The 22140-nt window shown below is 34.0% G+C and carries 13 protein-coding genes; 7 read left to right on the top strand and 6 right to left on the bottom strand.

Features of this window, described 5'->3' with window-relative positions; genetic code table 11:
• Positions 1–144: 144 nt before the first annotated feature.
• A complete protein-coding gene (locus FWJ34_RS04825) occupies positions 145–4485 on the bottom strand; it encodes a PAS domain S-box protein (protein ID WP_308254192.1) in 4341 nt (1446 codons plus the stop codon).
• Positions 4486–4799: 314 nt separating this feature from the next.
• On the opposite strand from FWJ34_RS04825, the gene FWJ34_RS04820 reads away from it, so the two are divergent.
• From FWJ34_RS04820 to dxs, 4 genes are all read left to right on the top strand, one after another.
• The gene (locus FWJ34_RS04820; protein WP_308254191.1) at positions 4800–6254 is read left to right on the top strand and encodes a BCD family MFS transporter; all 1455 of its coding nucleotides are present in this window, start codon (positions 4800–4802) and stop codon (positions 6252–6254) included.
• 153 nt (positions 6255–6407) lie between these two features.
• Positions 6408–8642 (top strand): FdhF/YdeP family oxidoreductase, encoded by a 2235-nt coding sequence (locus FWJ34_RS04815; protein ID WP_308254190.1) that lies wholly within the window; start codon positions 6408–6410, stop codon positions 8640–8642.
• A gap of 198 nt (positions 8643–8840) precedes the next feature.
• A complete protein-coding gene (dxr, locus tag FWJ34_RS04810) occupies positions 8841–10010 on the top strand; it encodes a 1-deoxy-D-xylulose-5-phosphate reductoisomerase (protein WP_308254189.1) in 1170 nt (389 codons plus the stop codon).
• 642 nt (positions 10011–10652) lie between these two features.
• A complete protein-coding gene (gene dxs, locus FWJ34_RS04805; protein ID WP_308254188.1) occupies positions 10653–12572 on the top strand; it encodes a 1-deoxy-D-xylulose-5-phosphate synthase in 1920 nt (639 codons plus the stop codon).
• Between the two features lie 312 nt (positions 12573–12884).
• On the opposite strand, the gene FWJ34_RS04800 is transcribed toward dxs, so the two are convergent.
• From FWJ34_RS04800 to FWJ34_RS04780, 5 genes are all read right to left on the bottom strand, one after another.
• Positions 12885–13622: an ABC transporter ATP-binding protein gene (locus FWJ34_RS04800; protein WP_308254187.1), complete on the bottom strand. Its 738-nt coding sequence runs from the start codon at positions 13620–13622 to the stop codon at positions 12885–12887.
• Complete coding sequence (locus FWJ34_RS04795; protein ID WP_308254186.1) at positions 13610–14272, bottom strand: energy-coupling factor transporter transmembrane component T; 663 nt, start codon at positions 14270–14272, stop codon at positions 13610–13612. Before FWJ34_RS04795 ends, FWJ34_RS04800 begins: the two co-directional genes overlap by 13 nt.
• On the bottom strand, positions 14265–15191 hold the full coding sequence (locus tag FWJ34_RS04790) for an energy-coupling factor ABC transporter permease (protein ID WP_308254185.1): 927 nt from the start codon (positions 15189–15191) through the stop codon (positions 14265–14267). The genes FWJ34_RS04795 and FWJ34_RS04790 overlap by 8 nt, the downstream gene beginning before the upstream one ends.
• A 256-nt stretch (positions 15192–15447) precedes the next feature.
• Entirely contained in the window at positions 15448–16362 is a 915-nt protein-coding gene (locus tag FWJ34_RS04785; protein ID WP_308254184.1) for an alpha/beta fold hydrolase, read from the bottom strand.
• 407 nt (positions 16363–16769) lie between these two features.
• Positions 16770–18170 carry a DUF2079 domain-containing protein gene (locus FWJ34_RS04780; RefSeq protein WP_308254183.1) on the bottom strand — a complete coding sequence of 467 codons (1401 nt, stop codon included), beginning with the start codon at positions 18168–18170 and terminating at the stop codon, positions 16770–16772.
• Positions 18171–18776: 606 nt separating this feature from the next.
• Between FWJ34_RS04780 and glmM the strand changes: the two genes are divergently transcribed.
• The 3 genes from glmM to FWJ34_RS04765 all read left to right on the top strand — a co-directional run bounded on the left by glmM (position 18777) and on the right by FWJ34_RS04765 (position 21829).
• Positions 18777–20207, top strand: a complete 1431-nt coding sequence (glmM, locus tag FWJ34_RS04775; RefSeq protein ID WP_308254182.1) for a phosphoglucosamine mutase — start codon at positions 18777–18779, stop codon at positions 20205–20207.
• Positions 20208–20406: 199 nt separating this feature from the next.
• On the top strand, positions 20407–20931 hold the full coding sequence (locus tag FWJ34_RS04770; protein ID WP_308254181.1) for a hypothetical protein: 525 nt from the start codon (positions 20407–20409) through the stop codon (positions 20929–20931).
• Positions 20932–20998: 67 nt separating this feature from the next.
• Positions 20999–21829, top strand: coding sequence for a hypothetical protein (locus FWJ34_RS04765; RefSeq protein ID WP_308254180.1), 831 nt, complete (start codon positions 20999–21001; stop codon positions 21827–21829).
• Positions 21830–22140: the final 311 nt, after the last annotated feature.

Raw genomic sequence — 22140 nt, 5'->3', positions numbered from 1 at the left:
CGATGAGGATAGGGAAAAGGGAAGAAGGAAGAGGGAAAAGTAATCAGAATTGATTTTAAAACTCCTAAAATTGATTTTTCCCGTTTTGTTTCATTGGTATTGTTGTACTGGTGCAAGATCTGAGTATAAGTCGATTTAATGCGTTTAATGCTTAAAATTCAACAAACTCTGATTTAATTCTGTCATGGCAATAGGTTTACTAATATAATCATTCATGCCCACATCCATACATTGTTGACGATCGCCTTCTAGGGCATTTGCGGTTAAAGCGATAATATATGGTTGCGGTAGCGATGATTCACGAATAATTTTAGTAGCTGTTAAACCGTCCATTTCTGGCATCTGCATATCCATTAAAATGACATCATAGGATTGTTTTTCTAACATCTGCAATGCTTCCACACCATTATTAGCGATGTCGGCAGTGTAGCCTAGTTTTTTGAGAGTTAAAAGGGCTACTTTTTGATTAACTTTGTTATCTTCAGCAAGGAGAATTTTGAGATTTAATATGTCGCTTTGTACCGATTCTGGTGGTTTTTCAGCAATTTTTGTTTCTTGAATCTCACTGTCAACAGGGGTTTTGAGTCGGAGAGTAAAATAAAATGTCGTTCCTTTAGTACATGAATCTAACACCCAATTATCATCAGGATTTCCACCAATATTGCCGTTACTTTCTATCCAAATTGTACCGCCCATTAAATTGATCAAACTTTTACTAATAGCTAATCCTAACCCCGTACCGCCATATTTACGACTGATGGAAGCATCTGCTTGACTAAAGGGTTGAAATAGTTTTTTGAGGCGATCGCCATCTATACCAATACCTGTATCTTTAACACTCACTATAACATCTTGCCTGTAATTACTAACATCTTGCCTGTAATTACTAACATCTTGCCTGTAAGAAATACTAATAATAATTTCTCCTTCATGGGTGAATTTAATGGCATTGCCGATGAGATTTAAAAGTATTTGACGCAGACGGGAAGCATCCCCTAAAAAATTATTTATAACATCAGAGTTGATAGAGTATTTCAGATTAATATTTTTGCTTTCTGCAATTTGAGACATCAGACTACATACAGATTTGATTAATTCTGGTAAATTGAAAGGATGTTCTTCTAACTCCAATTTGCCTGATTCAATTTTCGAGAAGTCCAAAATATCGTTGATTATAATCAACAATGCGTCTCCACTATCTTTAATAGTTTTAACAATATCTTGTTGTTCATCGGTAAGATTAGTCATAGAAAGAAGTTGCGTCATTCCTAATACACCATTCATGGGGGTGCGGATTTCGTGACTCATATTTGCTAAAAATTCACTCTTGGCTTGGGTGGCGGCTTCGGCGAATTGTTGTGCTTTTTGCAATTCACTATTTTTTTGTGCTAGTTCTTGTAATCGTTCTTGTTCTTGTTTTAATAGCTGAGATTGGGCGATCGCAATGCCAAATTGTCCTGCCAAAGATTCCAGCAGTTCAATTTCATCCTCTGTCCAATGATGATATTTGTCACAATGATGTAGTCCTATTGCTCCATTAACTTCTCCTTGATAAAATGTGCCTACCCCTAACAAGGATTTAATTTGCATGAATTCCATAATATGCTGAACGTTGGCTAATAGAGGATAAGTACTAACATCATCCGCAGGAATTGCTTTTTCTTGGGTGACGAGACTTTCCATATAAGGATTACCAATGACAGGAATTTCCATGTCTAATAAAAAGGGATAATCGCCATTAATATATTCTGCTACACATATAACTTTAAGGGTATTTTTTTCTTTGTCAGGGTAACAATTAAAAATCACGGCATGATTGACATTAAATGCTTTACCGATTTCGTAGGCGGCAGATTCAAAGATTTTTTCTATTTCTAAACTTTGACGAATCTTATCACTGATTTTGCGTAGAAGGATAGTTTTATTAAATTGATTTTGTAAGGCTTTTTCCCCTCTTTTTCTCTCGGTAATATCTTCGACAATGCCTTCGATGGCAACTACATTACCGTTACTATCTCTGACGGGATGTTGAGAAACTTGTGTGGTATGCACACTATTGTCAGGATGAATAAAAGACATCTCGAATTGCATAAAATCTGCTTTATTTTCCGTCATTTTAATAATAGAGTCTGTAGCAATTTCGATCGATTCTGGCAACCAATTTATGGATTCTGGCCAATATTTATCAATCATATTCTCCTGACTTATACCAAAAATTGAAGCAAAACCTCCACTGAGATAGTTGACGATGCCTCCTATACCGTTATGACTAAAAACAACGAATTTTTCCCCTATATCCTCTACTAATCGCTGAAATTGAGCTTTACTTTGTTGTAACTCTATTTCTATTCTTTTGCGATCGCTAATATCAATAAATGTAACAATAACCTGTTTAATTTCTCCTTTACTATCAAACTGAGGAAAAGCATTAACTAATACCCATACTCTCGACTTATCAACAGTTCGATTAATGCCTACAATATAATTTCTTAGAGGTTGTTGTGTTTTTAATACCAGATTAACAGGATAAGCCTCTGAAGGCATGATTTCCTCATTTTCCAGAAAGAAATGCCATGCAGGATCGATCGCCATTTTACCTGACATTTGCTCGAAGGTTAATCCCAGAAGTTGACTAGCGGTAGAGTTACATAATGTTATAGCACTATTTTTGTCATGAACTACTATTCCAGCGTGTAAATTATTAATTAATTCTCGATATTGTTTTTCGCTATCTTTGAGATTCAATGCTGTTTGAATACGATCATTAATGTCGCTATGAGTGCCGATAAATCTTAATGGTTGTCCTTTTTCATCTCTTTCAATTACCTGCCCTCGGGCTAAAATCCATTTATAAGTACCATCTTTACAGAGTATTCGATGTTCATTTTGATAAATAGGTGTTTCTTGTCGCAAATATCGGGCAATATCAGCATAACAAGAGGCTATATCATCGGGGTGTACTCGATCACTCCATTCCTCTAAGCGATCGCCAATTTCGTCTTCATCATAACCTAACATCAGTTTCCACTGAGGGGAAAAATTTACTTGATTAGTTTGAGGATTCCAATCCCAAGTGCCATCGCCACTGCCTTCTACCGCTAACTGCCAACGGGCTTCACTTTCTTTGAGAGTTTGCAAAGTAACTTGATATTTTAAGTCACATTCTTGTAAAGCCTTTTCCACATTCTCAAAGGAATCCTGAATTTGTTGTGCCATTTGATTAAAAGATACCGACAAAATTCCTATTTCTCTAATGAAATGATTTTCCGATAAAGCCTCATAATCTTCTCCTGTAGCTAAAGATTTACTGGCTTGACTCAACCTTGAAATAGGCACACTCATCCAACGAGCGGTTAAAATACCGACTCCCGTTGTCGTAATTAATGCTAAAAAAGATAAAAAAATAGTGCGATGATTATTGTCTTCAATTTTTGCCGTAAAATCTGATTCGGGTACAACTACTACAATTAACCAATCTAAGTCTAAATTTCCCTCATAAGGTACAACTTGTACAAATTGACGATCGCCATTATCCTCTCTCAAAAAATCTAATGGTAACTTTTGATTAATATTATTAAAACCATTAAATTGATTAGCTAAATAGTTACTGGTTGCTTTAATTAAAGGATCTTCACTGTCTATAGCTTTAATTCTTTCAAGGATAATTTGACCATTTTTTTCTGTTTTACGGAAAGGTAAATGATTAGTAGAATTACCAATTAAAAATCCATTTTTATCAACAATAAATACTCGCCCATTTTTAGCAATTTGTAAACGAGAAATATATTTACGAAAAAAGTTTAAATCCGAAGCGGCGGAAAAAACCCCTAATAATTTACCCGTTGTGGGATCATAAATAGGATGACTACTATTAAGGGAAAGATCAGAATTATCGGATAGTTGAAAGATGGGTATTCGCACTGGTTTACCAGCTTTGACAGCAAATTCATACCAAGGGCGAGAGTGGAGATTAAAGGGTTTAATGGAATTAATTAACTCAGTCTTATGGCCTTTTTGATCTATGTTATAAACATCAAGTTGGTTGGGTTTATCTGGATTTGTCTCTAGGATACTAGGAGAAGGATTACGATTCGCCACCCGAAAAATCCCTTTTTCCGTACCTACCATGATATGACTAACCGTAGGGAATTGTTGTAATTGATTGTATAAATACTTTTCTAATTGAGATGTATTGTTAATATTGAGGTATCCAAGACGAAAAGCGTCCGCATTGATGCGATTTATCAACACTGGGGTGTCTAAATAGTTGTCTAAATACCTCACTACGTTATTGGTAGTTTCCCTATGGATTTCCACGATTAATTCTTTGATAGACTCTTGGTCGCTTTTATAAGACAAATAACCTACTAAACCTACAGCCCCTAAAATTTGAACGACAAAAGGCACAATTAACACCCATTTTAAAGAAATGTTGTTAGAAAACAATGTTTTTTTTGATTTAGTGGATTGTAATAATTGTGGCATTTATATAAAGAATATTTAAGCTAACATATGGATTGTCATTCTCAAAGATTAAGTAATAAGCTAAGACGCACCTATTCGAACGCATCTTTTATAAGTGTTAGTTTAACCCCAGTTCGACATAAAATTATAGGGAAGAGAGGGGATTTGAGAAGAGGGAAAAGGGAAAAATAATCAAAATAGATTTAAACGCTATGTAAATTAATTTTTTAGTGTTGTTTACTCAATTTTATTATTTTTAAACCGAAAAATAACTGCTATTTTTGTTCTCAACCCCTTATATTTCAAAGTTTGTGTTATCGAACGGAGGTGATTATATGACTATTAATGATAATTATGACGCTATTTCGGCTAAAACTATGACGGAAACAATCCCAAAAGTAAATATTTTCACAATGTTGCGTTTAGGTTTGTTTAATCTCGGTATCGGTTTAATTTCCGTGTTAACTTTAGCGGTATTAAATCGGGTAATGATTTCTGAATTAGGGATTCCTGCCACTATTGCTGCCGGTACTTTAGCATTATCTCAATTAGTAGCACCTACAAGAGTATGGTTAGGACAATTATCTGATAGTAAAAAGTTGTTCGGCTTACATCGTACTGGTTATGTGCGCCTAGGAGTAGTAGCCGCCGGTATTTGTATTTTTTTAGCGGTACAATTAGTTTGGTTATTGGGAGGCGATATTGTTAATCATAACGGTTGGCAATGGAATTTTCAAACTATCATATTTACCATTGCTTTAGCCTTGATTTTTATGATACAAGGTATAGCCACCGGAGCTAGTTCAACCCCTTTTACCGCTTTGTTAGTGGACATTTCAGAGGAAGATAATCGCTCTAAAATAGTGGGTACAATTTGGTCTATGTTAATGGTCGGTATCGTTATTGGCGGTATCACTGGTAACGTTTTACTGAAAAATTTAGCGGTAGGATTCGACAATATTATCTCTTTAGATACCCTAAAACCCCCTATTAATTTTATCTTTATACTTGTACCTTTCATCGTAATTGGATTAACTCTAATTGCTACTTGGGGAGTAGAAAAGAAATATTCTCGTTATCGTTTGCGTTCATCTTTTGTGGATAGAGAAGACGGAATTAGTTTAAAACGTGCCTTAAAAATCCTCACTTCATCTCGTCAAACAGCTATTTTCTTCTCTTTTTTAGTCATGATTACCATGAGTTTATTTATGCAAGAAGCAATTTTAGAGCCTTATGGTGGTGAAGTTTTTAAGATGTCAATAGGTGAAACTACCATGCTGAACTCTTTTTGGGGTATTGGTATTTTAATCGGTTATAGCACAACAGGATTTTTAGTTATTCCCCATTTAGGCAAAACAAAAACAACCAAAATTGGCTGTATTTTCGTCGCTTTTTCCTTTAGCTTAATCATTCTCTCTGGTTTAACTGCCATCCCTCAAATATTGCAAGGAGCGATGATATTATTTGGTATTGCCGCAGGAATCACTACTATTGGCTCAATTAGTTTAATGTTAGATTTAACCGCCGCCGAAACTGCTGGTACATTTGTTGGGGCCTGGGGTTTAGCACAAGCCATGTCTAGAGGTATTGCGATCGCTATTGGGGGATGGATTTTAGATATAGGAAGATTGATATTTGATAATGCTTGGTTAGCTTATAGTTTCGTCTTTTTCTGTGAAGCCCTTTTTATTATTGGTGCGATTATACTTTTAAATAAAGTGAATGTTCAAGAATTTCAAGCTACCACCCGTCAAGCCACCGCTATGGTGATGGAAGCAGATTTAGATTAAGTCAGAAACTGATTTCTTTATCATCATCTATTCATAATGTTTCCACAGCTAATTATTTGGTTGTTACCGCAGGTTTATACTCAGATCTTGCACCTAATTAATTTATTAAACTTTTAAACAAAATAAACATATAAAATTTAGTCTTGCTTTATTATGACTGACTCTACTAATTCCCCCACTACTGGAGGCGGTTTACCTCTACTTCAATATTGGTTAGAAAAAAGTGTATCTCCCCAAGGGTTAAAAATTTGGGAAAAGTTGAATCATCAAAGTAGTTGCTTGTCCTGTGCATGGGGTACAGGTGGGCAAAAGGGCGGTTTTGTCAATGAGGACAGTGAATATTTACAAAGGTGTGCTAAAAGTGTTGAAGCCATATCAGCAGAATTGCAAGACGGCATTAAAGCAGATTTTTTTCAACAATTTACCGTAGAAGAGTTACAAAAATTAGATTCTCAACAGTGCGATCGCCTTGGAAGATTAAGCTATCCGGTAATTTTAAGAAAAGGTAGTAATCACTATGAGAGAATTACATGGGAAGAAGTATATAAGATAGCAGAAAAAGCCTTTAAAAAATCACCTGAAAGATTAGCCAGTTATAGCTCAGGAAGATCATCAAATGAAGCAGCTTTTATCTTACAATTAATGATGAGAGCATTAGGTAGTAATAACTTAGCAGATTGCTCCGATTTATGCCACGCCCCTTCTACTGTGGGATTAAAAGAAGTTTTTGGTAGTGGCACATCCATGGTAAGCCTCGAAAGCCTCAAACAATCTAATTGTGTCGTGTTAGTAGGTTCAAATGCCCCGGCGAATCATCCTCGTTTAATGAATGAATTGATCAAAATTCGAGATAAAGGCGGAAAGATTATCATTATCAATCCTCAAATCGAAGTTGGTTTAGTTAAATTTGCTTCTCCTGCTTTTCCGATTAAATCTTTACTAAAAGGAGGCTCTGATATTTCAACTTTATACTTGCAACCGATACCGGGTAGCGATGTCGCTGTATTTGTCGGTATTCAAAAATCATTATTAGAGCAAAATTTAATCAACTTTGACTATTTAGGCAACTATACCGATGGTTGGCAAGAAGTAATTAACCATGCTGAAAATATCAGATGGCAAGACATCACCGATACTTGCGGTTTATCCCAAGAAGAAATTGAAGAAGTTGCTTATAACATTGGTAAATCTGAGAAAGTTGTGTTTGCTTGGGCGATGGGTATAACTCACCATATCAACGGAGTTGATAACGTTAAAAGTATTGCTAATACGGCTTTAATTACTGGTAATGCCGGAAAAATCGGAGCTGGTACAATGCCAATTCGAGGACATTCTAATGTGCAGGGTTTTGGCTCAATGGGAGTTACAATAAGATTGAGTGAGGCTATTAAAATTGCCTTAAAAGAGATTATCGGGCAACCTATCACCGAAACTAAAGGTTATTCTGCAAGGGGTTTAATTACCGCCGCCAGAGACGCTAAAATTGATACTCTTTTATGTTTAGGAGGGAATTTATATGCGGCTAATCCAGACTTAACCGAAGCGAAAAAGGCGTTAAATGCCGTTGAGACTATCTTTTATGTAGCTACTAAACCAAATTTAGGTCATTTTCACGGTTTAGGCAAGGAAAACACCCTGATTCTGCCTGTATTTAACCGTTTCGAGAATCCTCATCGCACTACTACGGAATCGGGTAATAATTTTGTACGTTTAAATGAAACGGGTATAACTCATCTTAAAGATGCTGATTTAGTCTCAGAAATTGAATTAATTACCGAAATTGCTGATCAAGTTTTAGGAGAAAATCTGATTAATTGGAAGCGATTACAAGATACTAGCTATATTCGAGAGTTAATTGCGAAAACCATTCCGGGTTACTCTAAAATTGGTGAAATTGACCAAACTAAACAAGAATTTACCATTGATGGACGTATTTTTACTAAGCCTAATTTTTCTACCGCTAATGGTAAAGCACAAATGCAAATAACTCCTTTACCAAGGTTAACGATTCCTGATAAAACCTTTTTTGGGGTAAAAGAAGATAGTGAGGGTATCGTGTTAATTTTAGGCACTGGTAGAAGTTACGGGCAACATAACACCGTTGTTTATAATACTGCTGATAAATATCGAGGAATGCCTCACCGCCACTGTATTTTAATGAATGGAGAAGACATCAAAAAAGGAGGCTTTACTGTTAATCAAAGAGTAAAAGTGCGAGGGGATGCTGGGGAATTAGATAATATTGAAATTATAGCGGGAAATATTTTACAAGGTACAGCATTTATGTTTTATCCTGAAGCGAATGTTTTATTTAAGGCACATATTGATAATGTAGCAGAAACGCCGGCTTATAAAAGAATACCCATCTTGATTCGTAGATTGAGTTAAACATTAGACTTCTTGCATCAAGTCGAGGCAATGGGCAATAGGTAAGTTTCTTCATTCCTCATTCCTCATTCTTCTCCCAAAGAGTGTCTTTGCGTCATGAGCGAGAAATAAAAAATGTGCCTTATTCATCTGAAAAGCGTTGTAAAAGCTCTTCACTCAGGTGATAAGATATTGATAAATAAAATTATATATATATATATGAAACTAATTTCTATACTAGGTTCAACCGGTTCTATCGGTACTCAAACTTTAGATATAGTAAGAGATTATCCCGATCGCTTTCAAGTTGTGGGATTAGCCGCTGGAAATAATATTACTCTTTTAGGCGAACAAATCAGGGAGTTTAAACCCCAAATTGTTGCTATTCAAAATGAAGCTAAATTAGTAGAATTACATGAAGCAATTGCTAATTTACCTGAGAAACCAATTTTATTAGCAGGAAAAGAAGCCATTTGCGAAGTTGCCCGTTATGGAAATGCGCAAAGTGTTGTTACTGGTATCGTTGGATGTGCAGGATTATTGCCAACCATTGCCGCTATCAAAGCAGGAAAAGATATTGCCTTAGCTAATAAAGAAACTTTGATTGCCGGAGGCCCGGTAGTGTTACCTTTAATAAAAGAATATGGAGCAAAATTATTACCTGCCGATTCTGAACATTCAGCGATTTTTCAGTGCTTACAAGGTTTACCAGAAAAAGGTTTACGCAAAATTATTTTAACCGCTTCTGGTGGATCATTTCGTGATTTGCCCGTAGAAAAATTGGCGAGTGTAACGGTTAAAGATGCTTTAAAACATCCTAACTGGTCTATGGGACAAAAGATCACTATTGACTCGGCAACTCTGATGAATAAAGGTTTAGAAGTTATTGAAGCTCATTATTTATTTGGTTTAGATTATGATAATATTGAAATAGTTATTCATCCTCAAAGCATTATTCATTCAATGATTGAGTTACAAGATACATCAGTATTAGCTCAATTAGGATGGGCAGATATGCGTTTACCGTTACTTTATGCTTTATCTTATCCCCATCGCATTCCTACTAATTGGGAAACTTTAGACTTGGTGAAAGTAGGCAGTTTAACCTTCCGTGAACCTGATCACCATAAATATCCTTGTATGCAGTTAGCCTATGAGGCAGGAAAAACTGGAGGTTGTCTTCCTGCGGTATTAAATGCGGCTAATGAACAAGTTGTAGCTTTATTTTTACAAGAAAAAATTACTTTCCTTGATATTCCTCATTTAATTGAGTCTGTTTGCGATCGCTTTTCATCACAAAATATATCCGAACCTAGTTTAGATGATATTTTATATGCTGACGGGTGGGCAAGACAAGAGGTATTAAATAAGTTATCAGTATTGATTTAACTAAACCATTGATTTTTATAACCTTCTGATTAATTCAGCAACGCCATTTAGAATTTAGAATTTAGAGTTAGGAAACTTATCCATTGCCCCTTGCCCCTTGCCTACCTTCACCAGTAAGTAAACCTAGATGTAAACTGGCTTATTAACTATTCTCTATTCTCTATTCCCTATTAACTATCACCGTTCATTAAAATCTGTAGAAAAACAAAATTAATGTTTTGAAAGGTTTATCCACTTTTAACGGTGGCATTCAAGGCATAAACGGCAATGCCTTTAGATCATGGCTATCAAAAGCATTTGACCTTACTTTTAGTTAAACCTCATTAAATACCTCGTTTTAATTAATATGTGTTTAATTTACTCCCAGTGGTATCTGACTTAACATCAGTGACGTGGTAAATTTGGATTTTCACCAGTAATTAAAAGTCCTTGGCTTTTGGTCTTAGTAAATTCTAGCATATTTTCTACAGATTATTGCAAACAGTTATAACCCTTACTAAGTATATAGCAGTCCTAAATCATTTGTCGGAAATCAATATTTTTTCTATAACTAAAAATGTTAAAATCATTAAGAGAAAATAAAGAACTTGGGATCGAAAGTATTAAAATTAGGTTAACTAATAGTAGAGGAAGTTTAAGAGAATGCACTTAAGTGAAATAACCCACCCGAATCAATTACATGGTTTATCTATCCGACAGTTAGAAGATATTGCTCAACAAATACGAGAAAAACACTTAGAAACCATCGCCGCTACAGGGGGGCATTTAGGACCTGGTTTAGGAGTGGTAGAATTAACGATTGGCTTATATCAAACCCTTGATTTAGATCATGATAAAGTACTTTGGGATGTAGGACATCAGGCTTACCCTCATAAATTATTAACAGGAAGATACTACAATTTTCACACTTTACGGCAAAAAGACGGCGTTGCTGGTTACTTAAAACGCTCAGAGAACAAATTTGACCATTTTGGAGCCGGACACGCCTCCACAAGCATTTCTGCGGGACTAGGTATGGCTTTAGCACGAGATAGCAAGGGCGAAAATTACAAAGTAGTGTCGATTATCGGTGATGGTGCATTAACTGGCGGTATGGCATTAGAAGCTATTAACCACGCTGGGCATTTACCCAATACTAATTTGATGGTAGTGTTAAACGATAACGAAATGTCGATTTCCCCCAATGTGGGCGCGATTTCTCGTTATTTGAACAAAGTTCGTTTATCTGATCCTATCCAATTTATCACCGATAATTTAGAAGAGCAATTCAAACATTTTCCTTTCTTTGGTGATGGTGAAAATCTTTCTCCTGAAATGAAAAACCTCAAAGAAGCGATGAAACGTCTTGCCATGCCTAAAGTGGGAGCGGTAATTGAAGAATTAGGTTTTACTTATTTTGGTCCTATTGATGGTCATAATCTCAAAGAATTAATTGATACTTTTAATAAGGCACATAAGGTAAAAGGACCTGTATTAGTTCATGTTATTACCGTAAAAGGTAAAGGCTACGCTCTCGCGGAAAAGGATCAAGTCGGTTATCATGCTCAAAGTCCGTTTAATTTAACTACGGGTAAACCCATACCCTCCACAAAGCCCAAGCCTCCGAGTTATTCTAAGGTTTTCGCCCATACTCTCACCACTTTAGCCCAAAATAACCCCAAAATTATTGGTATCACTGCCGCAATGGCTACTGGTACCGGTTTAGATAAGTTACAACAAAAATTACCTAAGCAATATATTGATGTCGGTATCGCCGAACAACACGCTGTAACTTTAGCCGCCGGTTTGGCTTGTGAGGGAATGCGTCCTGTCGTAGCAATTTATTCAACTTTCTTACAACGAGCTTATGATCAAATTATTCATGATGTGTGTATTCAAAAGTTACCAGTCTTTTTCTGTTTAGATAGAGCGGGAATTGTAGGTGCTGATGGTCCGACTCATCAAGGGATGTATGATATATCTTATCTTCGTTGTATCCCTAATCTTGTCATCATGGCACCTAAAGACGAAGCTGAATTACAGCGTATGATGGTGACAGGTATTAATTATACAGACAGTGCCATCGCCATGCGTTATCCTCGGGGGAATGGTTTAGGTGTGCCTTTAGCTGAAGAAGGTTGGGAAGCCTTAGAAATTGGCAAAGGAGAAATTTTACGCAACGGTGATCATTTATTATTAGTCGGTTACGGCACAATGGTTAATACGGCGATGCAAACGGCAGAAATTTTGAGCGAACATGGTATAGATGCCACTGTAATCAATGCTCGTTTCGTCAAACCCCTTGATACTGAATTAATTTTACCTTTAGCGGAAAAAATCGGTAAAGTTGTAACTTTAGAAGAAGGCTCTTTAATAGGAGGTTTTGGTTCAGCCGTGGCCGAAGCCTTATTAGATAATGGTATTGGGGCTAAATTAAAACGTTTTGGTGTTCCTGATATTTTAGTAGATCATGCTACACCTAACGAATCTATTGCTGATTTAGGCTTAACCAGTCGTCAAATTTCTGAGGAGATTTTAGACTCATTTTTTGCGGAAAAACCATCCTTAGCAATGAAAAATTAGTGATTAGCAAGAGGTTAAAACTCTTAGGAAGGAATCATTGATTATTCACTATTAATTCATCATCTATGATTCACTATTCACTATCTACTACTTGAACATCCTAATTCCTCTTGAAAAGGTAACAGAGGAGGAGGATATCCCAAGTTCGATAGAAGAAAAATGATGAAGACAAGACAGATTGACGAGTAGTGGGGGAGGATAGGTAGAAAATTTCCCAATCTTTGTGCTGATGCAGAGAATTTTTATTATTCACAGAAACATTATCTCCCCCGTCTGCTTAGTCTGCCCCGTAAAGGAGAGAAAAGGCTATATTTACCAATCTAAAGGTAATCCGTAATTTTCTAAAATTTTTTCTTGTTTAAATAACTCTGATAATGGTTGATCAATTTGGATTTTTCCTTGATCTAATACTAATCCCCTTTGGGTTGTTTTTTTGATCCAATTAAGATCATGAGATGCGATTAAAATTACTTTCACCTCTAGGGTTAATAAAATTTCCGCTAATTTTTTTCGCCACGAAGGATCAAGTCCATTAGTCGGTTCATCTAAAATTAAAATATTGGGTTCTAATGCTAAAATTGAGGCTAAGGAAACTAACCTTTTTTGTCCTCCTGATAATTCATGAGATGAGCGATTTTCATACTTAATTAAGTCAAATTTATCTAGGAGAAATCGAGCTTTTTCTTTTGCTTCTGTCGGGGATATTTCATAGTTTAATAAGCCAAACATCACATCTTCTAAAATAGTGGGCATAAATAATTGATCTTCAGGATTTTGAAAGCCAAAACCAATGTTTTTTCTAATATCTTTAAGATTTTTATTTTCTAATTTTAAACCCTCAATAATAATTTCACCTTGTTGAGGTAATTTTAAGCCAATTAAGTTGTTTAATAACGTACTTTTCCCAGCTCCCGTTCTTCCTAATAAAGCAACTCTTTCTCCCTCTTCTAATTTGAAAGATATTTTTTGTAAAATAGGCTGTTTTTCATAGTTAAATTCGACATCATCAACAATAATTATTGGTAGATTTTGATTACTTATTTGAACCATATTGTATAAGAAGAAGACGTTAAAATAGTCAGGATAACTGCGATCATTATTAGGATAAATTTTTCAGCTTTTGAAGATTTTATTTCTATGGGTAAAGTTCCATGATAACCTCTAATTAACATTGCATTATATACCCGATCAGCACGATCTAAACTGCGTAAATATAATGATCCTATCATGGCTGAACTAATATAACGTAGCCATTGAGAATTTCCTTTTAAACCTCTTAATTTTGCCGCAGTGTGCATTTGTTTAACTTCCGACAATAATATTTCTAAATATTCGGCGGTTAAAATAATAATTTCTTGCATTTTTAGAGGTAATGGTAATCCCTTTAAAGCGATCGATAAATGATATTTTGGTACCGTTAATAAAAAACTGTTCATTATTAGTAAACAAATAAGTGATCTTAACAGCAAAAAACTGGCTTTTTGCCACCCTAGAGGTAAAGCCATTAAAGAGAGAAAAATTAACTCTGCACCTAACAATTTAATTAGAGAAAAAAAGGGAGTTGATAAAAATAAACACCAAGATAATGCTATAATGCCATAAATGAGCAAAAAAGACCAACTACCCGTATTAATTAAGGCTGTAGCGATAACTAAAATTAAGGATAATCTTAACCTTAAAAATAAGGATAATTTAAGCACTTTTACGAATGATAAATTTGGTCATAATAAATGCTAAACCAAAACAAATTATTGTACCTAAAATACCACTAATGCTAGTACCAATTTGTTCATTAATTCCTGCTACTTGATAATCAGCAAAAGGAGTATTCACAGGAATTCTGACATTTTCAGCTAAGTGAATAAATCCTAGATTTTCGGCAACTTTTTCTAAACCATCAGGAAAAGAAGAGGCAAATAATGATAACACTCCTGCTACTAATAACGTACTAATTACAGGAATCAACCATTTTTGTAGTGGTGGTTCATCTCCGGGTAATAAATCTGGACGCACAGTAATTAAATATGTTATCACTCCTCCCGTAATCAATCCTTCTCCTACACCAATCAATATATGTATTCCTGTCATAGCTGGTAGAACAACAGAAGCGGAAGCTGTATTAGAAAAAATAAGTATTAAACTACAACAAAAAGAAGCCGCTATAGTGCTAATACAAGCGGTAATTCCTGCGACTAATGGTAAACGTGTTTTTTTGCCTCCTAACAGTCTTTGCAAAGTTTTAAATAATCCCCAACTTACCCAAACTCCCACTATTGCCATATTAAAAATATTTGCCCCTAAGGCAGTTATACCACCATCAGCAAACAAAACAGCTTGTATGAGTAATACTGTGGCAATGGAGATAGTAGCCGCCCAAGGATTACCTAAAATAATAACAGCTAAAGTAGCACCTAAAAGATGCCCACTTGTGCCTCCTGCAACTGGAAAATTAATCATTTGTGCCGCAAAAATAAAAGCGGTGGTTAATGCCATAACAGGAGCTTGTTTTAAATTTATTTCGTCACGAATACGAGCTAAAGAAAGTGCTACAAATCCAGTACTTGTAATAGTAGTAACAATGGCAACTGATGGAGAGATAAAACCGTCGGGAATGTGCATTTTTAATTATTTAATTAATATTCATTTATGGTAGCAATGAATTTCTTTTCTTTTCAATCCCTCTTAAGGGCATTACTGATAAGTAATAGATAGTGACAAGAAGACTAGGAGAGGAGAAGGCTAGAAGAGGAGGAGACTAGGAGACTAGAAGACTAGAAGACTAGAAGACTAGAAGACTAGAAGACTAGAAGACTAGAAGACTAGAAGACTAGAAGATGCTGGTAATTTTTTGCTTTCTCATTCTAAATTCTAAATTCTAAATTCTAAATTCTAAATTCCTAGTTAATTTCTCCTCTACCCAACTTTTAATTATATGATTAACTTCTTCTGGTACTTCATCATGGGGACAATGACCTGCTTTGAGGTAAAATTGAGTTAAATTATGATAATATTTTTCAAATTTCTTCCCCCTTTCTTGCGATCGCATCCAAGGATCAGCTTCACCCCAAATATTAAGCAAAGGACAAGTCATTTTCTGTAACAATTGATCAATTTTTTCCCCTTGAGGACTTTTAAATACAGAGCTAAACACTTGTAAAGCACCCTCATCACAAGAAGGGCGGTAAATATCTTCAACTAATTGATCCGTAATGGCACTAGAATCTAAATAGACTTTTTCAAGGGTTTTGCGGATATTTTTCTTATGGCGTAGTCTTTGAAATAAAATATAAGTAATCCAAGTTTGTTTCAATATCCAACTACTAATTTTTTGCATCATAGTCGGTTTTTTTGTCACCATATCAGAAAAAGGGCCAGCACTATTAAGTAATATCACCCCCGCTACATTATGATGATACTCGGCGGCGGTACATAAACAAGCATAACCACCCAAAGAATTACCAGCGATAACCGTAGGTTCTTTAATTATTTCTGTAATAAAATCGTTTAATTGCTCTCGCCACAGCTTACCACTGTATTCCCAAGCAGGTTTACTAGATCTCCCGAATCCTAACATATCGATCGCCCACACCGAGAAATTTTGTTTCAATTGATGAATATTTTTACGCCAATGATCCGTAGAAGCACCAAAACCATGTACTAATAATAAAGGTGGTTTTTCAGGGCTAGAATTCCCCCCTTTTACATAGTATATTTGTTGTCCTCGCCATTGCCAATAGTTACCTTCTATAGCAGATACATAATGAATTGAGTTATTACTAGTGATAGTCATATATTATTGCATTTTATTAAGTTATATTAACTATTATAAACTTTTTTATACTCTCGAAACTCCATAAATTTTTTTTGTTGAAATTAACTCTACTTTAAAAATGCCCTGCTTGAGAAGTAGCTTAAAATGATCATAATTCCCAAATAACCTTAGACTTAGATCTTCTTGCATCTCTATCATCAATTCTCGATGAGGATAGGGAAAAGGGAAAAGGGAAGAGGGAAAAGTAATAAGAATTGATTTTTCCCGTTTTGTTTCATTGGTATTATTGTACTGGTGCAAGATCTGAGTTAGATGAATAGAAATAAAAAGTATATTTTTAGTAATTATGAGTACCACCATAGAAACTAAAATAAAATAGACATTTAATTGATTAAATAAAATGTTACATACGTAAAATTGCTAGATCATTGATTTTGTTTATTAAATAGAAATATGTTATCTTTTTCATGGATTAATTTAAAATTATTATTAAATTTTAGCAATTCAATCAACTCTTTAATCTTTTCCTTAGAACTACCAAAGCCAGGATGAGCTAAATTAAGTAAAATATAGTCAATATCATCTATCTTTTCATTCCTAAAATCATCTGTAGCTAGGTAAATTATTTCTCTATGACTTAAATGAGGTACTATTTGTGAGGCAGTTAAAACGGATGCTTTTTTATCAATTAAATTAATTGCTTCATTGGTTGATTGCCATGTAAATAAATTTTTTAAATAAAGAGAATTAGGAAAAAAATAAACATATTTAGCTAATATTAAAAAAGTAATTAGTGACCAAATTCTTAATTTTATACTACTAGATAGCCATGTTTTTTGATTAGCTAAACTACTTATAACTGTCAAAATCAGAAAAGGAATTATCGGTAAAGAATATTGATGAATCAAATCTTTTTGGGGTTGATAATCTGTTAATAAGTTAAGAAATATAGCAGGAATTGCGGGAATTAAATTAGTCAATTCTTGCCATGCTAAAGCCGGAATAACCGGAATGAATAATAATAATAAATATTCTAAGTTCGCACCTGTCAATAAATACGATAAAATAATTTGCGGTTTTAATACTAAATTAAGGATAATTTCTGCCACTGAATTTCCTAAAAAACCATATCTACTCACAGCGGCTGCTTCTTCTCCACTGAAAATAGGAATGAGTAATTGAGTAGCAATAATAAACCAAAAAAGACCGCTAAATATAGCTATCATTCCGTATCTTTTTTGATGATTAAAAATTATCAACCATATACCCATCATCATTATATTTAAAGCTAAAACCGCTTTACATCCTAAGATAAAAAAAATAGAAATAATAAACCCAAAAAAATTATTTGATCTTACCGCTAAAATAGCACTAAAAAATAAAGGTACAGCAATTACTTCTGGGTGAAAGTCAAATAAATTAACGTTAAAAATCAATGGATATAATATGTATATTAAACAAACAGTTTTAGTTTTTGAATCTGTTAAACCCATTAACTTTCCTAAATGCCAAATCGGTAAAATGGCGATAGCTAAAGCAAAAGATTGTATAATAAATAGCCAATAAACTGTTGGCAAAATAACATATAAAGGGGCAATTAAATATAAAATCCACGCAGCATGATCCCCTAAAATATGTAATTCTCGAAAACTAACATAGGGATTTTTTCCTTGAGAAATTAAATAAATTCCATTGTCAAAAATACCTAAATCATAAGCATTAGAATTATATAAATTATGGCGTAAACTACTAGCTAAAAAGAAAATAATAAAAGTAACAATAATATAAAATTTGATCTTATTAAATGGAGATATAAATACCTTCATGATGATAATATAATTCTTACAATATTTTGGAACTAGGCAATGATAAAACTTTCGAACTTGATATTATTTAGGCGATCGCCTATAGCATTTCAACAATTATATTGTACTAAAAATGAATATATAAGAAGAATAAGTAAAATAATGGATAAAAATGGTTCTTCATGAGTTAGTATGCTGAAAGATGAAAGCTAAGTAAAGTTTTTGAAAAAAATAAAGGCAAACCCTCTCATTAACTTTTTTCCTCAAATAGTTTAGAACAATAGCGATTAAGAATATTATGAGCATTTTCATTTCAGCATATCCTTTTATCTTCTACACTTCTAGCTTTTCAGGTATTTTCAGAATTATCAGATAATGAATAACTATTATTATGTAGCAACTTAGTATTTTAAAAAATATGAAGAATGTAGCTTTAAAAATGTTATATTACCCCATAAAAATTGTTTTTTCGATGAAATACTAGTAGCAAATTAAAGATTATAGATAGGACTTAATTTTTTAAGGTATAATCCCACTTAAATGTAGAATTTTCAGGAGGTTAAGGACATTTTTTTTGACTTTTAACTCCTAATTATAAATAAAACCTTATTGTGTGAGGAATTAAGTATGGTACTTTCTTTGACTAAAAACTCGTCTCCGTTAGATTATAATAACTCAAAACTGAGCGGTAGCCTACCTGATAAATTATTTGGCACAGATGGTATTCGGGGTAAAGTGGGAGACTTATTAACTGCTAATTTGGCTTTAGAAGTAGGGGTGGCAGCTGCTAGTGTTTGGCAAGAGTTTAAATCCCCACAAGGTGTCGTCATTATTGGGCAGGATTCCCGCAATTCCAGTGATATGTTATCTATGGCTATTGCCTCTGGTTTAACCTCTTTAGGTTTAGAAGTATGGAAGGTTGGCTTATGCCCGACTCCTTGCGTTGCTTACTTAACAAAGACAACTGACGCTATAGGTGGGATCATGATTTCCGCTAGTCATAACCCACCAGAAGATAACGGAATCAAATTTTTTGGTTCAGAAGGTACTAAACTAGACAAATTGTTAACCAGTGCCATCGAAAAAACTCTCCGTAAAAATATCGATGGTGGTATTCAGTTAAAAAGTAGTAAATGTGGTAAAACTCTTGAACAACATCATTTAGTCAAAAACTACAGTCATTTTTTAAAAACGTCTCTCCCTTCAGATTTAGATTTTAGAGGGATGCGCATTGTCTTAGATTTAGCTTGGGGAGCAGCTGTCGAACTTGCACCATCTATGTTTCAGGCTATGGGAGCTGAAGTTATTTCTTTACATCCCCAAGGAGATGGCGATCGCATTAATGTTAATTGTGGTTCGACTCATTTAGGAAAATTACAAGAAGCGGTGCAAAAATATGGAGCAAATTTAGGGTTTGCTTTTGATGGAGACGCAGATAGAGTTATGGCGGTAGATGCTCAAGGACGTATTATTTGCGGTGACTATATTCTTTATTTATGGGGTAAATACTTAAAAGAGTGCCATTTGTTACCTGATAACTTATTAGTGAGTACCGTTATGGCAAACTTGGGTTTTGAATTGGCATGGCAAAAATTAGGAGGTAAATTTATCCGTACTGCGGTAGGAGATCAATATGTTCAAGCGGCGATGTGGGAAACTGGTGCTATGCTAGGAGGTGAGCAGTCAGGGCATATTCTCTGTCATCATCATCATTTTTCTGGAGACGGTATTCAAACTGCATTACAGTTAACTGCACTAGTTAGACAACAAGGAAATTGTTTAGTATCATTAGTCAATGATAGCTTTACTCCCTATCCCCAAGTATTAAAAAATGTCAAGGTAGAAAACCGAGAAAAACGCTTAAATTGGCAAGATTGTATTCCATTACAAAATGCCATCGCCAAAGCTGAAGAAGCAATGGGGAATGAAGGTAGAGTCTTAGTAAGACCATCAGGTACAGAACCTTTAATTCGAGTAATGATAGAAGCACAAAATGAGAATTTAGTCAACTATTGGACAGATTATCTAGTTAAAATTGTGCAACAACATTTTAATTAATCATCAGAAATTAGGAATTAGAGAGAATAAAATTAGCAATCGCCAAAAGAATAAAGTGTTTGATTATTTAAGTATAAATACTTAAAGTTAGTTAGTAATTAAACTTAATTAAACTTAATCAAAAACCTTAAAAAGACTTAATAAAAAAAAAGAAAATAGTAGGTTATTCTAAATAGTATAGATATTAAGAGGTACTATTATGATGAATACTATTTCTCATTCAAATCATCAAGAACATAAAGAAATAAATTGGTCTGCTATTATTTTATTTGCATTAGGATTTTGGCTTAGTGGTAGTTTGTTACTGGATTTCGTATTAATTCCGGCACTTTCCGCTAGTGGGATGATGGCACAAAGCGGTTTTCCTAGTGCTGGTTTTACTATTTTTGGTGTCTTTAATCGCATCGAATTAATTTGTGCTTCTCTAGTTTTAACTTGTGCATTTGTTTTTTCTTTTAACCATGATTTTAATAGTAAAAAACAGGCTTTATTTGTAACTTTTTCGAGTTTATTATTCTTAATTGCCTTAGCTTATACTTATTTATTTACCCCCCATTTAAGTGCATGGGGATTATGTTTAAATCAATTTAATACCGTTACTACAATGCCATCAGAGATGATTCTTTGGCATAAAGGTTACTGGATTTTAGAAGGGTTAAAATACGTTTTTGGATTTAATTTATTGCGTTGGAGTTATAATAATTTAGCACTTTTAAAAAAATAAATAATTGATTATTGTGCAATAGGCATCTTGTTGGGTAACTCCTCATACTTTTTTTGTTTTAACTATCATGTCTTTTACATTAATCAAAGGCACTTTTCATGTTATTGGCTATTCTCCCGATGGTGATTCCATTCGTTTTAAAGCGAATAATCCTGAAAATTGGTCAAAATTAATCGGTATTCCTCCACTATTAAATGAGCTTAATCATGTACAAATTAGGCTTATTGGTATTGATAGTTTAGAAACTCATTTTCGGGAATGTAAACAAAGTTTAAAATCAGCATTAAGTGCAGCCGATTTTTTATTAGAATATTTAGAAATTGATCAAGTAAAATGGCATGAGGAAAATAATTTAATTATCAAAGCAAACGATAATATAGAAGGTTTTATTTTAGCAAAAAAAACAGATCAACATGGTCGTCCTTTAGGGTTTGTTTTTAAAGGTAAAATTGATATGAAAGATGGAGATATTGTATTTTTACCAATAGATTTATTTTTTAAATCAGTTAATTATCAAAGTCTTTTAGAAGGTGAATCTTATCCTACTTATTATCGTGGCTTAGCCCCAACTTTAAGAAGAAAAATGACGGTAGCTGTTAATCATGCTAGAAAACAAAAGAAAGGAATATGGAAGTTTGACTCTACCAATAAAGGCTTTCATGCTTGGGATTTATTTGATGAAGAAAAAAATATTGTTATTTTGCCTAAATTATTTCGTCGTCTGGTGAGTTATTTAGAAACAAATCAAGATTTAGAAGGGTTTAAAAATTCTGTGGTAAAATCTGAGAAAGTTTTAATTTTACCCGCTCAAAATAAAAAACTGTTTCGAGATATTATTATTCAAGAAGATACCATTTTTAAATTATCTGAGTTACCTGAAGATATAGTTTATTTATAATTTTTAAATGGGTTTTAGCTTAATCAGAAGGAAATCAAAATACGAGGGATATCGGACACTAATGTCAAGAAACCATAATATTTATCCTTGAACTGCTTATTCCAGTTAGGTTTCCGAAAATCTATTTTAACAAGACTCAAGATGATAAGCCTGTGGCAGTTACTTGATTGAAAGAGTTTAAGGAGTTTTTATTTCATCTTGTCATTTTAACCTGATTTATTACTCTTTGCGTAACGTCAGATACTAACTCATCAAAAGCCGTAATTTAGCAAGTTACAATTATCGGGACTAAAAGTTTTATAATTTAATGG

Source organism: Geminocystis sp. GBBB08 (assembly GCF_016743215.1).
In the GTDB taxonomy this organism is placed as follows: Bacteria; Cyanobacteriota; Cyanobacteriia; order Cyanobacteriales; family Cyanobacteriaceae; genus Geminocystis.
The sequence above is the reverse complement of the archived record's forward strand: the minus strand, read 5'-3'. Positions and strand labels throughout refer to the sequence as shown.

Coding starts and splice junctions, on each gene's coding strand:
- FWJ34_RS04825 (WP_308254192.1), bottom strand. CDS start 4,485: ATGCCACAATTATTACAATCCACTAAATCAAAAAAAACATTGTTTTCT.
- FWJ34_RS04820 (WP_308254191.1), top strand. CDS start 4,800: ATGACTATTAATGATAATTATGACGCTATTTCGGCTAAAACTATGACG.
- FWJ34_RS04815 (WP_308254190.1), top strand. CDS start 6,408: ATGACTGACTCTACTAATTCCCCCACTACTGGAGGCGGTTTACCTCTA.
- dxr (WP_308254189.1), top strand. CDS start 8,841: ATGAAACTAATTTCTATACTAGGTTCAACCGGTTCTATCGGTACTCAA.
- dxs (WP_308254188.1), top strand. CDS start 10,653: ATGCACTTAAGTGAAATAACCCACCCGAATCAATTACATGGTTTATCT.
- FWJ34_RS04800 (WP_308254187.1), bottom strand. CDS start 13,622: ATGGTTCAAATAAGTAATCAAAATCTACCAATAATTATTGTTGATGAT.
- FWJ34_RS04790 (WP_308254185.1), bottom strand. CDS start 15,191: ATGCACATTCCCGACGGTTTTATCTCTCCATCAGTTGCCATTGTTACT.
- FWJ34_RS04785 (WP_308254184.1), bottom strand. CDS start 16,362: ATGACTATCACTAGTAATAACTCAATTCATTATGTATCTGCTATAGAA.
- FWJ34_RS04780 (WP_308254183.1), bottom strand. CDS start 18,170: ATGAAGGTATTTATATCTCCATTTAATAAGATCAAATTTTATATTATT.
- glmM (WP_308254182.1), top strand. CDS start 18,777: ATGGTACTTTCTTTGACTAAAAACTCGTCTCCGTTAGATTATAATAAC.
- FWJ34_RS04770 (WP_308254181.1), top strand. CDS start 20,407: ATGATGAATACTATTTCTCATTCAAATCATCAAGAACATAAAGAAATA.
- FWJ34_RS04765 (WP_308254180.1), top strand. CDS start 20,999: ATGTCTTTTACATTAATCAAAGGCACTTTTCATGTTATTGGCTATTCT.